Annotated in this window: 11 protein-coding genes; all 11 read right to left on the bottom strand. The window is 34.5% G+C overall.

All coding sequences use genetic code 11. From position 1 onward, the window contains the following. Positions 1-118 precede the first annotated feature (118 nt). Positions 119-1051 (bottom strand): hypothetical protein, encoded by a 933-nt coding sequence (locus tag IGJ53_RS14790; protein ID WP_438750628.1) that lies wholly within the window; start codon positions 1049-1051, stop codon positions 119-121. Positions 1052-1067: 16 nt separating this feature from the next. Beyond that, a complete protein-coding gene (locus IGJ53_RS14785; protein WP_438750626.1) occupies positions 1068-3557 on the bottom strand; it encodes a VirB4 family type IV secretion system protein in 2490 nt (829 codons plus the stop codon). Next, positions 3554-3889 carry a DUF5592 family protein gene (locus tag IGJ53_RS14780; protein WP_002334427.1) on the bottom strand — a complete coding sequence of 112 codons (336 nt, stop codon included), beginning with the start codon at positions 3887-3889 and terminating at the stop codon, positions 3554-3556. Before IGJ53_RS14780 ends, IGJ53_RS14785 begins: the two co-directional genes overlap by 4 nt. An 85-nt stretch (positions 3890-3974) precedes the next feature. Next, positions 3975-6026 (bottom strand): pLS20_p028 family conjugation system transmembrane protein, encoded by a 2052-nt coding sequence (locus tag IGJ53_RS14775; protein WP_438750623.1) that lies wholly within the window; start codon positions 6024-6026, stop codon positions 3975-3977. Further along, positions 6027-8585 carry a type IV secretory system conjugative DNA transfer family protein gene (locus IGJ53_RS14770; RefSeq protein WP_438750621.1) on the bottom strand — a complete coding sequence of 853 codons (2559 nt, stop codon included), beginning with the start codon at positions 8583-8585 and terminating at the stop codon, positions 6027-6029. It lies immediately after the preceding gene. Continuing rightward, positions 8573-8968, bottom strand: coding sequence for a hypothetical protein (locus IGJ53_RS14765; RefSeq protein WP_438750619.1), 396 nt, complete (start codon positions 8966-8968; stop codon positions 8573-8575). The genes IGJ53_RS14770 and IGJ53_RS14765 overlap by 13 nt, the downstream gene beginning before the upstream one ends. Before the next feature lies 1 nt (position 8969). After that, positions 8970-9806, bottom strand: a complete 837-nt coding sequence (locus IGJ53_RS14760) for a hypothetical protein (RefSeq protein ID WP_438750617.1) — start codon at positions 9804-9806, stop codon at positions 8970-8972. Continuing rightward, positions 9806-11461: a hypothetical protein gene (locus tag IGJ53_RS14755; protein WP_438750615.1), complete on the bottom strand. Its 1656-nt coding sequence runs from the start codon at positions 11459-11461 to the stop codon at positions 9806-9808. Before IGJ53_RS14755 ends, IGJ53_RS14760 begins: the two co-directional genes overlap by 1 nt. After that, complete coding sequence (locus tag IGJ53_RS14750; RefSeq protein WP_438750613.1) at positions 11436-12545, bottom strand: hypothetical protein; 1110 nt, start codon at positions 12543-12545, stop codon at positions 11436-11438. The genes IGJ53_RS14755 and IGJ53_RS14750 overlap by 26 nt, the downstream gene beginning before the upstream one ends. Before the next feature lie 23 nt (positions 12546-12568). Beyond that, positions 12569-12928, bottom strand: a complete 360-nt coding sequence (locus IGJ53_RS14745) for a hypothetical protein (RefSeq protein ID WP_259742199.1) — start codon at positions 12926-12928, stop codon at positions 12569-12571. Continuing rightward, the gene (locus tag IGJ53_RS14740; protein WP_002334239.1) at positions 12918-13115 is read right to left on the bottom strand and encodes a hypothetical protein; all 198 of its coding nucleotides are present in this window, start codon (positions 13113-13115) and stop codon (positions 12918-12920) included. The genes IGJ53_RS14745 and IGJ53_RS14740 overlap by 11 nt, the downstream gene beginning before the upstream one ends. Between the last annotated feature and the right edge of the window lie 35 nt (positions 13116-13150).

Here is a 13150-nt window from a genome sequence, read left to right as displayed (position 1 = left end):
TAAAATAGCCGTTTTCACCGTTTAGATGACGGAATCACAAAATAGGTGACACTAATCATCTAACAGATGACAGTTTTAACCGATTAGGTGACAGTCAATTTCTCACAAATGATTAATTTTATTGCCCTCTCTCCTGGTAATCTTGAATCTGTTCATGAAGCTTTTGGATCTTCTCCTGCAATTCCTCATTGTTAGATTCTGCTTCAGTAATTTTTGTCTCATACTCACTAATTTGTGATTGTTTCGTTTGAATTTCTTGATTGGTTTCTTCAATTTCTGTCTTTGTTTCGTATTTCTTTTCGCTTTCTAACTCATTGATTTCCCTCTTAATTCCTTCAATAAATTTTTGACTTTGACGAATCAAATCTTTATTTGTTTGGATCAATTTTTCTGATTCTTTGATTTGTAACTCTAAACATTTTGCCAAATACTTGTCCTCATTTTGTGGTTCTGCCTTCGAATCTTCTGATACTTTTTTTCGATTCATAAACAAAGCACCTTGTACGGTTTCTTCATCTGGATCGACTTCTTTTCGACCATAGTTTTCAAATAAATCTTGAATACTTTTTGGATCGAAGTCAGGATTTGTTGGAGAAACAATGCCAATATCAATGACAATGGATTTCCAGTTTTCTGGAATTTGAGAGAGCTGAATCAAATAATAGTTCTCTGTTAACCGGATCAAATGATGGGGAATTTCTTGTTCTGTTTTTGATTCAGAAGCAATCATTTCTAACTTTCCACCCTCTGGCATTGTTCCATCTACTTTCAATAATATCTCGGCATAATGTGTCTTTTCGTTATAGCCTCGTTCTAATTGTGTAAGGGTTAGATCATTCAAAGAAAGACTATGATTTACACCGATAGGCGTGTCCGCCAAATCTTTTTCTGTTCCTAAAAGAATGGAAGGTACCGCAAAAAATACGACCATTCCTAACGTTAAAAAAAGAGCCATGCGATAAAATTGATCCGCATGCTCGACAAAAAATCGTTTCGCTTTTTTCCATTTTTGTTGAATAAAAGTAACGATAAGGTTCCACCTTCCTCTCAAAAAATAAGCGTCTAAACTAATGCCCACCGGCAAAAATTTCGATTTCTTCTTTTGATAAATCTATATTCAATTGGAAATTTCCTTTTCCTTTGATAGATAAAATGGCTTGTCCTTGATTGAGATTAGGAATACTTTCTAGTTCGCTTTCACGTAGGGTTTCTTTGAATGAATCTTTTAATTCGTCAATCGAACTTGGGTCTTGTTTCATGATAAAAGTATAGGTCGACAGCTTCAAAAGTTTACGTACTTTCTCCTTAAAGTTGTCGGACGCCCCTTTAGAAAATAAATCTGAAATATCATGCGTAGCTAAGCCTAAACCTCCAAAAGCTTTACGTGCTTCTCGTTCATACCGATCAAGTAAATCAATGGCGTCCATGTTTTCTTGTCGGGTAATATTATGAAATTCATCGATCACTAACAAATTTCGTATCGCTTCTTCTGGACGTTTCAAATGATTATCTACAAAATATTTTTCTCTCATCCCTCGTGTCATCGCAAGATTCCATACTAAGAAAAGAAGATTATAAAATTGTGCATTGAATACAGCTTTTCCTTTATTTAACAAACTACTCAAATCAAATGAGACGGAGTAATAATCTTCAAAATTTAAAGTCGTATGTCGATTAAAAATTTTTCCATCTGATCGTAACATGGCTTGACTAACTGAATAGATTTTATCTAACCTTTTGGCTTCAAATTCTGATAGGGAGGAGCGAAATTTCCTTTCCTCTTCAAACAATTCATTGTGAATAAACTGAGAAAAATCTTCCAATAAAGGATATTGAATCGCTTCATATTGCGTGGCATTTTCCAATACCATTTGGTGATCAGAAAACCATTTTTCATAAAACAAATCAATATACATATCCAATGACGTATTTAGCTCCGGATCATTTTCTCCATGAATATTTGCGAAGATAATTTTCAATTTATTCTTACTAACGTTGTAACTTTCTTGTTCATCTACTTCGCCAGTCAACTCATTAATCACTGTCGCAAATATTTGGAAAGGATTGACTGTTCCATCACGACCAGAAGCGTCTAACGACAAACCACCATAAGCTTTCATGAAACGATTATTCTCGGCATTTGCCATAAAATAATACGTATAGTTGCCTAATAAATGATTGTGACTACCGATTTTTTTCAACGTTGAACTTTTACCAGAACCAGGAATACCGATCAACACAAAATTATAAGAAAGGCGCATATAATCCTTGTGCCACATATCTAAAATAACCAATCCTCCTGTATTGGTTCGACCAAAGTAAAGGCCTCTTGGATCAATTAATTGGCTGTAATTCAATGGATAACTTGCTCCTAAATCATTCGTCGTCAACTCTTTCCCTTGACGATTTTTTGCTTGCTTTTGTTCTTTATGTGAACGATAAAGTGCCAATAACTCTGTATCTTCTTCTCCCAAAAAGAAAGAAGCTTTATAACCTCTAATAGAAAGTCGTTGATTGATTTTATCTGCTTGTTGCTGGACGTCTTCTTTCGTTTTTCCTGAAATATAGTAACGTGTCGTCACTTCTTTGACGCTCTCATTCCCTGTAATCATGTCCTCCATCAATTCTTTTAACAATTGATACTCAATACCTGCTTCTTGTCGAATGTCCTCTGAGAATCCCTTTCTCGCATTATCACGACTCTCTCCAATGGATTTATTCAACTCTTTTTTGATTTTGGATAAACCTAAATGAGAAATATCAACTGTGGTAATCACACCAGGTTGACGAAAAATTTGTTCTCCCCAATAAAAAAATTCTTTCTTTGCGTATTTATATAAATGAGAGACACCGATATAATTCCGTCCTGTTTGACTAAACCAATTTCCCTTAAAAGTAATTCCTGTTTGTGGCATGATCTCACTCATAAACTTCCAATCTTCTTTTGCTTTATTACAATAATCTGGGTCAGATAAAGAATCATCAAATTGCGGAGGGCGATCGCCTAAATTGTATAACTGATAAAGTAAACTTTTCTTTTGCGCCACTGAGATTGGATGAATATGAATATATTTGTTCACGCTGTGTAACACTTCAGAACGAGCATTCTCCAACGCTTCTCTTGTTTCTCCAAAAATTTGGATATACACGATATCTTCTAACAATGATTGTGACCGTTCGAGTTCCCATACTTTGTGTTCCCGCTGTTCTTTCAGATACGCACTCCCCTCTTTTGGAAATCGATCATACAAATAATCAATTTGTTGGGTTGTATCTGCCGCATACCCCATAAAAATTAATTTAATGTCTGACGTAGTACTTCGGAAAAAATCTACATAGCTTTGAATCCCTTGGCGCTGAATTTCTGTTGGTTCTTTACGAATCGAATAGTTTTCTAATAATAAATAATCTGTAAATCCATTTCTTGTGACAATACAATCTTCTTCAATCATAGAAACATGATTCATCAGTTTTAAGACACTGTTTGAGATTTTGTAATTTGGTTTGTGTTTCTTTTTCTTCTTTGTTTCTTTTTTTAAGGAATCATCGATAATCATTTTTCTGCCTCCATTAGTTGTTGATTCTCTTCAAACGCTTCTTGTTGCGAAAGATAAATCGTATCTGGGTGATAAATGGTCAGATCCTTTCTTAAAAGATCCACAAGTGTGGTAATATTCTTTTGACTTGGTTTCATTGGAGACGGCAACATCCAAAAAATAGTTACCAATACAAGAAATAGACGAAACCACAAGCGTAAAGGTGGATAAACTAAAGCTGCAATATAATTCCAACCATAAAGCAATACACCAAAAAATACAGCGGCGTCCATTAGAGTGTAAACACCTCCGACACGCATTGTATCCGTGATTCGATTAGGTCGAGTAAACATATTTGTTCCTTCCTTTCATTTATCAGTAAAAATTGAAGAACCCTATTGAGAAATAGAGTTCTTCATCAGACACCAATATAATCACTTATTCTTCTTTTTTAGCTTCTTTCAATTCTCCTTTGATTCGTTTCTTTTCTCGACGGTATTCTCCATAGTCTTTTCCTAATTCATAGGCATCTTGACGTTTTTCTATAAAAGAAGGAGTATGATAACGTCTAGGATCTTCTTTTCCATAGCCAAATACTTTATTTTTAGTTGCTTGTTTTAATGGATTATTTTTCTTATGTTGAGACAATTCTTGATTTAATCGGTCAGACTTCGCAGAAAATGTTCGTTTTGGCTTTTCTTCAGTTTTAGAAGATTTTGGATCGTCAGACTCTTGATTGAAACCAGTCTCTTTTTCATTATTAGCTGATAAACAAGCTTCTTCCTTTCCAGATGAATAAGAATTGAAATCATCTGAATGAGTCATTTCTTCCGGTTCTTCAGACTCTTGACGTGCCATTTCATTGAATCCTAGTGGAAAATCAGAATCAATCGTTTCTTCAGTTGGTTCGAGCGATTCCAAACTATCAAAATCTGAAGATTCAGAGGAATATCCTGAATTCTCTTCTGAAGTCTCTTGAGATTCTTGTGTATGTTCTCCCACGTCTTCTGATTCTGTAGACGATTCTTCATTCTCAGAGGATTCTTGATTTTGTAAATCATTTGGATCTTTTTGTTGTTCTTTCTCTCGTTGTTGTTCATTAAACCCTTTACTTGATTGAGAATCGTCTTCTTCCTGTTCGTTATTCTCTGAGTTAGAACCACCATTCATCATATCGTTAATTCCCTTCATTCCTTTTCCATTGCCATTATTTCCTGCGCCTGCAGTAGCTAAAGTCATTCCTAAACCAAAAGCACCAACGTCAGCTAATGCCCCACCTGCGGACTTCGCTGTACTCACACCAAAGTCTTTGATCCCTCGTACAAGTTTTGACCCACTGAAGGCTGCCATCATCACACCAGCAGTTCCTTTCAAACCTGCGTCAATTCCTGTCACACGTTGGAATCCATTTGGTCCATCGATCAATGCCCATGCAGCACCTGCCATCGCAATAATGTAAGTGAAGAAATCAAAATTCATCGACTTAATATAAACTGTCGCAACAATATAGATTTGAAAAAGAATTGGCACGTAGACTAACAAAGCAAAACTACCAACTAACTCAGAAAAAACAGCTTTCACTCGTTGCATACCCATGAAATCTGCTACTCCACCTTTGACTAATAAAACATAATCACCATACATTTTGGCAATGATTATCGCAAATTTAAAGGAAGTAATTGCTAATGCCACAATCATTACCAATTCTGTTAGATAAATATTAAAAAAACGCACTTTGTTGCGATAATAATTTGGTGAAAAGAAATTAGACATTAGCCAATCTGCAAAACCACTTGGTTGTTCAATATCTACCACTGAATCCTTTCCTTTGGAATCTGTTTTGATTTCTTTTTCAAAAACTTTTCCATTTTTTATATCATCAGGCTCATCGATTTTTTCTTTCATATTGATTTGTTTGACACTCTTGTAATGATTCAAATTTTCTCCGCTTTTTAGTTTCCAACCTTCTTCTGCCACAGCGACTAAATCAGTTGTATTTTCTAAAATAATCGACTCACCAGGACTTTGTTCTACTGTATTAACAGCTTTCACAACTTCTTGTGTCATAGTAGAAGCCGTTGACCATAACGTAGGAGCCATCAAAGTTAAACACAAAATCAGCAATAAATTTAATGGTGCTTGTGTCGCTCCATTGACTTTGTTAAACATCAACAAAATAAAAAAGCCCACTACTGCCATCAATAAAAGAAATCCTTTCAGTGGATCTATTTTGTGCATTAAGTCAGTGAAAGCTTGATTATCAAAAATATTTAACAACTTTAAAAGGTTCTCCATCACACCATACAATCCGTCTAAAACCCATGCGCCACCTTCCGCAACATTCATGGCTATTGGTCGTAAAAAATCCCAACATGGATTTCCTTGTGTTAAATAATCAGAGTAGTCATTTAACAGCTTCAATACTTGATCATCTGACATGCTATTTCCAAATAAAAAATCTGTGATAATATTTGCTAACAGAAACGGCATTTATTTTTCCTCCCCTCCTATTTGAGTAAAACCATTTTTTTCAACGCTTTGAATCATCCGTTCATAAAGGGGCTCTCTACCAACATTGGCTAACCATTTTTTTATATCTTTGATCGTCCCTGATTGAAGCAATTGTTCATATTCTTCCTCTATTCGTTGTGGATTTTCCTGTGATTCACAAAAGATTCGTACGTCCTTTTTCAATTTCTGTTTAAAGAAATAACTTAATGGACTGGCTGAATCCAATTCTTGTATGCGTTGTTGTTGAACGTCTTCCGTAAAATAGTCGTCAAAAATCGTATCTAATTCTTTCAAACGTAAGTTTTCAACTTGTGGTTCGACATGTTTTTCTTGCGGCACACGTACAGAATCCTCTTTTTCTGACTGATTTTCTCCTTCATTTTTTGAAGCTTTCTCTGCTTCAAAGTCTCTTCCTTCAAGAATCGCTTGTCTTCTTTCTTCTTTTTCTTCAATCATGAAAGGATCAACCAAATAAAGTAAATTACTTAAGTTGATTTGGGTATGTGGTGCATGGCGATACTCTTCTTCGATTTCCTCCCAGGTACTTTCTTCATATGGAAGATATTTCCACGCTTCCAACATTTTTGTTTCCCCGCGATTGTAAATAGGATACATATTTTCAATGACATTCCCTTTTAAATCATGAGTTTTCATGCTTCGAATCACTACCGTTTGTCCAAAAGGTAAACGAGATAATTCATCTTTCGTTAACATAGGGATACGTTCCATGGAATCGGTGAGTGTTTTCTCACTGTCTGCGACTTTTCCTTGACGTGAAAGGGAAAGGTTTGCTCGATTCCCTAAGTCTTCGACAATCATTTCTCTTGTTTTCTTTGATTTAGTTTTAACTACAATGGTATTTCCGCAGTTTGCAATAATCGTATTCGCGTCATCACCATACTTATCTAATTGTTCATAGTTTTGTAGAACAATCACATGACTAAGTCCTACTTTTAACCCATCGGTCATTTTCGTTGCTAATTCAGGGATTTTTACCATATTTCCTGCTTCTTCATAAAGAAACACCACTTGTCGTGGCAACTTACGATTCGGCTGTTTTAATCCCGCTTTTGTTAATTCTTTAAAGCTTTGATCGAAATAATTGGCCGCAATCTCGTGATTCGATTTATCTTGGTCAGAGACAACTACAAAAACAGCCATTGGTTGTTCTCCAAACCCTAAATCCATGTAATTGATTGAGTTTTGAGCCATTAACTTGGCATTTCCTGTTCTACGAAACGCTTTTAAATTCGTTAACATATGTGTTACAACGTTCCCAATGGTTGATTTTGCAGGGGCAGAAGCCAAAATATCTAAATAAGCCAAATGAGCAGGGTGATCTAAAGGCAATTCTTGGAAATAGAAGTCTAATACTGACTTTCCTTTGTATTTACTGAATAATTGTTTTCTTTTTCTTAAATCATCTGTATAGTTTTGAATAACAGCGTGTGATTCAGTAGTAATTTGATCACTGTTCATTTCCGCAATCATATTCACAATTGTATACATATTGGAAAGTTCTTCTCGTTGAATCAATAAAGATTCTTCAATCAATGCCAAAGATCCAGCAGTAAATAAAGCAGTCGCCGCATTTTGCCAAAAAGGTTCTTTTGCATGCGGATCATGAAAATAGGTATAACATAACGTAGCTAGTTCAGATTGGGCTTGATCGAGTCCTCGATCTCTCTCAATTGTTGTTTTTCCAAAAAGATATTGTTTATAGTAATGAACAACCAAAGATAAAGGATTCGTGGTATCTGAAACAGCTGTATCATTTAAATTTAACAGCTTGACCTTATACATTCTTTTTTCCAATAATTTTTTCCATTTTAAATAAAGTTCTCCAGAAGGATCGTGAATATTCATCGAACGTTTTTCCTTCATATTCGTTGTCCGACTGTATCCATCGATCGCTTTTTCAACACCAAAAACCCCTTTACCGACACGAGTTTCCCCAACGATAGCCACATTCGTTGGCTCACTAGAAATATATTCTCGAACTCGATGGCATTCTCGATCTTCATTTGTACGAGGGGACGTCCCTACGACCATACCTGATGGGCCATCATAGGCTTCCATATCATCTGTAGGCATAACTGGATACTGATAATCTAGTTCGCTTTTTCCATCTGCCCAACGAGACGTTGCCGCAGTCATCACGTCTTCTAATGGCATAAAACTCTTTCGAATACGATATAGTTTCAGACCAAATAAGAACGTACAAAAAAAGAACAGGAGAAAAAAATAGATCCATCCTATTCTTGTATTAGGAAGTTGAAAGAAAAATTTCCATTGAAAAAATTGACTCCAGTCACATTCTCCAAAAAGTCCATTTGGAAAGACTTCTGTCAAAGCAGTTGGTAATGACACTAAGTAATTAGAAAAGAAAAAAAGCAAAACTATCAATCCTACAAATAGCGGAATTAAAACTCGTTTTTGCCCAAGATAACGTTCGACATATTTATATGGTGTTCGTGTAGGATCACGCCATAATCGAGTGCCAACCAAATCTTTTTTCCAATTATTTAGTAATCGCATATTCGTTCCCTCTCTTTTTGAGAACATAAATCAAAAGTATCGGGTTGTGAGGAAACTGTTTCATCCACTGTATTATTTATATCTCGTTCCATCTGTTCATATTCTTTTGTTAAATATTTATCTGCCAGTTCTTCATGTTCTAGTAAATCAATCAACTGATTAATTTCTATTTCTTTACATTTTTCTTGACGAATCTGTTGGTATTCCTTCAAACTATCAATGCGAAGTTGAATCGCTTTTTCAATAGTATGCGTTTCGTCATAATTTTTGATCATATGACATTCTTCTTCAGTTAATCCTGTACTCTCACAATAGCGCCGATAGATTTCTCGTAAGTCCGTCTTGAGAAGTTCTTCTTGTACTTCTTCTTTACTTAAAACCATATTAGTTTTTTCCTTTCTTTCGATAATTCAAAAATAGTTTTTTCGCTTTTCTAAACATTTCATATGAAGTTGGTGCTTCAGCGATAATTAGCAACAAACTCAATAGGATAAGACCTAAATAACGTAAAATGTTTTGTTCTTCAATCATTCCATTTATACTTAGATAGAAAATTAAAAAACTAAATATTAGATTCCATATACAACGTTTGAAATAATCAGATTGATTGTAATGGTCAGAAACAGTTAGAAAAAAAGGTGTATATTTTATTCGATAATAATGAACGGTATGTTTTAACTTAATATTTCTATCGTCTTGTACAATCACTGCATCAATTTCTTTTTTTGATCCTATATACTTCAGATACTTCAACGTTGTTTGTTTCTTATATAACTGATAACTGGTGATCATTGACTGATCGTATACTTGATTTAAACGAATTTCTAAGAATGTAAAAATAAATAAAATCAAGAACGAACAAAATGCAGAAATAGAACGATCTCCTGCAATAAAACCATCAAAATAACCAAATGTACCTGTCAATAAATAGAACCCCCACCATTTAAAAAATTGGTGTCGAATAAAAGAAAATAAATGATATTTTCCTCTTAGATAATAAAAAAATACTTTTACTATCAAAAAGATACCGTAATAGATTCCAACAAGCAGAAACAAACTGCCTAAATCACCAGATCCTAATCCTCTAAAATAAATTTTATAAGATTTCAAACAATCATAACCAGAAAAAATCACTGGTAAAGAAAACAAAATACATGCAAGAATCAAAAATTCTTGCATGCATCGATGAATAACTAACGAATAATAATCGTTTTTACTCATTATACGATTCCTCCATTTTCTATTTGAGTGCCGCTATCCGAAGAAGCCCCTTCTGACAAAATGGTAGATTGATCACCTGTATCTGCGTTCATTGAAGATTCTGATTGATTTTGTTCATTTAACGATAAATCAGTCATTTCTGGCGTTTCTGGAGCTGTTTCAGGCGTAGAAGGAGTTTCTCCCTCTTCTACAGTGGGCAATGATTGAAAATCATTTAAAACGAAATCTACAGCGCTATTTTGTTGATTCGCTTCATTCGTTACCGTTTCGACAATTTGGCTTGCTTGTTCCAAAGCAGGTTGATAATCAGTTTGTTGGCTCTCTTCTATTTGACTACCTACCACTTGATTTGTTGTAGTTAATGTTTCTGAAGCTTGTGTCACTTGGGTGATTTCATTCTGTACTGCATTGCTTACTTGTTCATTCGACTGTGCATTAGATACTGTAGCTTGGATCTCATCCTTAGTTGTAGAAATTTGTGTCTGTAACTCTTGATATTGTTGATTCATGTCTGGTAACCGATTAGCTGTTTCTTGTGCTTGTTGAACCGATTCACTCATTTGTGTAGTTGTTTGATTGGCTGTGTTCTGTGCTTCTTTGATTTCAGTTACTTTTTGAGCCAATTGTTCATATGTTTCGCGATATAACTCATAATTGATTGGCAACACTTGTCCATCGACTTCAATCAATTTTTTGATTTCTTGTGATAGACGATTGTATTCATCGACTAGATCAGAAACTTTTTGCCATTCATTCGTTGCTTGTTCTGCAGTTTGTGCAGTTTTTTCTTCAATCATAGTTAAGTTTTCTAACTCTTTCTTTACTTGATTCAATGATTGATTCAATTGTTCTGCTTTATTTTTAACAGTGGTTAAAGCAAGCTTATTCGTAGTAATGAGTTGATCTAATGTGTGATCTGGTTCTTCTGGTGTAACTGGCGGCACTGGTTCTGGATCAGGTGTTGGCTCGGGAGTAGGATCTACTGGAATATCAGGAATATCTGGTATGACGGGTACATTGGGATCATCTGGTAAAACAGGTATATCTGGAACAATTGGTTTTTCGTCATCTATTCCAGGGTTTTCAGGCTTCTCAGGTAAAATGACTTCTGGCTTTTTATCTGGCAAAATAGGTTTCGATAAATCAATCATTTCTTCTTTGGACGATTGTTGTTTATCTGTCAGTAAGAATAAAGGTTCTTTCTTATTTTCACTATTTGATTTAACTTCCCGTTTTTGTTCCTTGCTTTCTTGTAGATCTAATGCTTTAGCTAATTCCCCAATGAGATTTGTTCGATCTTTCTTGTCATTATCTGACACTTTAAATCCAAAAATACTTGAATCATCTTCGTTATTTTCTCCTGTTAATACACCTAAAAGCTTATCCATATTACTTTTTCTCTTTGGTGTTGATTTTTCTTTACCTTTTGTTTCTTTTTCAATGACTTTTTCCCATGCTTTTGCACTTTCTTTATCGCTATCCATAGAATGCACTTGCTCTTTTTTGGCTACTTCTTGTTGTGGTGAAGTACTATAACTATAAGTAATAAGACCTCCTACGCCTAGAATAGAGACGGAACATAATCCGATCAACCACCATTTTTTCGGAATCGATTGAAACCCATTTCCTTTATTGTTCGTTGTTTGATTCGTCATTTGAAACTCCTCCTAATTGTTGTAATTTTTCTTCCCAAAGTTTATAGTTTTCTTCTGCTTCTTTACGTTCAGATTCAGAAAGTGTCGTATTCTCTTTGTCTTTTTGATATTTTTCAAGTAGATTCACAATACTTTTAGCCACAGATAGATCTTCAGTTAATTCTTCGTCATGAATTTCTTGATTGATTTGTTCTGCTTTTTTGACATCTTTCTCATGAATGGCTTGATAAGCTTCTTCTTTTTTTGCAAGCTGAATCTGCTCGTCTAATACCTTACTTTTAATTTCTTGGTTGATCAGTTCTGCTTCTTCGATTTTTCCTTGCTTTAAATAGGCAAAACCAAGCATACCTTGTGTTTCTTCATTCACAGGCAAATCAGTCATTTCTGTGATTTTTTTCCACTGGTGTTCTAAAAATAGTAAATAAAAGAAAGCAAGAGTTGATTTTCCTTCTTTTGATAGCTTAGATAACTCTTCTTTGTTTTTTTCCTGATAAAGTTGCTTTACTAACACTTCTTCTTTTTGTGGGTATTCTTTCAACGCTACAATATATTCTTTCTTATCAACCAATGTTTGATAAGAATCGATTGGATTCGTCTTGATTTTTTGAGTTGAACTCCACAAAATACCAATAAAAAGAAGAAAAAAAATACTTCCTCCTATACCTATTTTTTTCCAATGAATCTTAAAAAAAGATTGCAAAGAATCAAGGTTGAGAGAAAAGTACTTTTTGTTCTTCTTTTCAGAAGACGGTGTGAAAGAAACTGAAGTAGACGAAGGTTGTGTTCCACCAGGAAAAGCTAATTCTTGATCTAACAACTCCAATAATTTCTGTCCTTTACGCTGTTTTAATGTGCCTGCTTGAATCATTTGTTCAATACTATAATGAATGGATTCATGAAACGATAAACCTGAAACACATTGATATTTCCCTTGATACAAGACTTTTTTATCTTGTACCAAGAGATAAGTCACCGAATTTTCTGGACGTAATTCTTCTGAAAGTTGTTCAAATTCCACATACGAATAGCGTTCTTTTCTAATTCGTACGGCATTAGATTCTTCAATCTTAACTTCAATCAACATTCTCACCAACTTTCGTTTTCAATCTATTTAATGGACATAACCCAATCCACTATCTGTGACGCAAATGAAATACCTAAAATAGAAAATCCAGCACGAATAATAACCATCTTTGCTTTCTGACTAATTTCTATAATTGGTAGCATGTTGGCTAAAAAGGCACTTGCAATAACCGCTGTTCCAACTGCCGCAGTAATATTCCGTACTAATTTCGTGATTGAATCCCCCGCATGGTTTACTGAACTTTGGATATCAGCAAATGCTTCCATCGGAAATACTAGTTGAAAGAGCAAAATAACCGCTAATGCACTTAAACTAAATGTCATCCACAAAGAAATGCCATATTTTTTCCTTTGTCCTAAAAGATTCATTTGATTATTTTCCATTGTATTGTCCTTTCTGAAATTGATTGTTATTTGCTTGTTTTTTCAAGCTTTTTAAAATCAGTTCTTGATTTTCGGAAATAATTTTCTGGTGGAACTGATCTAATGCCGTATCATAGTCTTGGCCGTTGGCTTCTAAAACTGCCATTGCGACCTCTTTTGTTTTTCGTTGTTCTACAGATAATGCCATATTCATTTCTCCTTTATTTTTTTATAAAAAAATAG

The sequence above is a fragment of the Enterococcus sp. DIV1283b genome (assembly GCF_051710965.1).
Lineage (GTDB): Bacteria > Bacillota > Bacilli > Lactobacillales > Enterococcaceae > Enterococcus_B > Enterococcus_B lactis.
The sequence above is the reverse complement of the archived record's forward strand: the minus strand, read 5'-3'. Positions and strand labels throughout refer to the sequence as shown.

What these genes read in the sequence shown, in the direction of transcription:
- IGJ53_RS14785 (WP_438750626.1), bottom strand. Translation starts at nt 3,557, where the DNA reads ATGATTATCGATGATTCCTTAAAAAAAGAAACAAAGAAGAAAAAGAAA.
- IGJ53_RS14780 (WP_002334427.1), bottom strand. Translation starts at nt 3,889, where the DNA reads ATGTTTACTCGACCTAATCGAATCACGGATACAATGCGTGTCGGAGGT.
- IGJ53_RS14775 (WP_438750623.1), bottom strand. Translation starts at nt 6,026, where the DNA reads ATGCCGTTTCTGTTAGCAAATATTATCACAGATTTTTTATTTGGAAAT.
- IGJ53_RS14770 (WP_438750621.1), bottom strand. Translation starts at nt 8,585, where the DNA reads ATGCGATTACTAAATAATTGGAAAAAAGATTTGGTTGGCACTCGATTA.
- IGJ53_RS14765 (WP_438750619.1), bottom strand. Translation starts at nt 8,968, where the DNA reads ATGGTTTTAAGTAAAGAAGAAGTACAAGAAGAACTTCTCAAGACGGAC.
- IGJ53_RS14760 (WP_438750617.1), bottom strand. Translation starts at nt 9,806, where the DNA reads ATGAGTAAAAACGATTATTATTCGTTAGTTATTCATCGATGCATGCAA.
- IGJ53_RS14755 (WP_438750615.1), bottom strand. Translation starts at nt 11,461, where the DNA reads ATGACGAATCAAACAACGAACAATAAAGGAAATGGGTTTCAATCGATT.
- IGJ53_RS14750 (WP_438750613.1), bottom strand. Translation starts at nt 12,545, where the DNA reads ATGTTGATTGAAGTTAAGATTGAAGAATCTAATGCCGTACGAATTAGA.
- IGJ53_RS14745 (WP_259742199.1), bottom strand. Translation starts at nt 12,928, where the DNA reads ATGGAAAATAATCAAATGAATCTTTTAGGACAAAGGAAAAAATATGGC.
- IGJ53_RS14740 (WP_002334239.1), bottom strand. Translation starts at nt 13,115, where the DNA reads ATGGCATTATCTGTAGAACAACGAAAAACAAAAGAGGTCGCAATGGCA.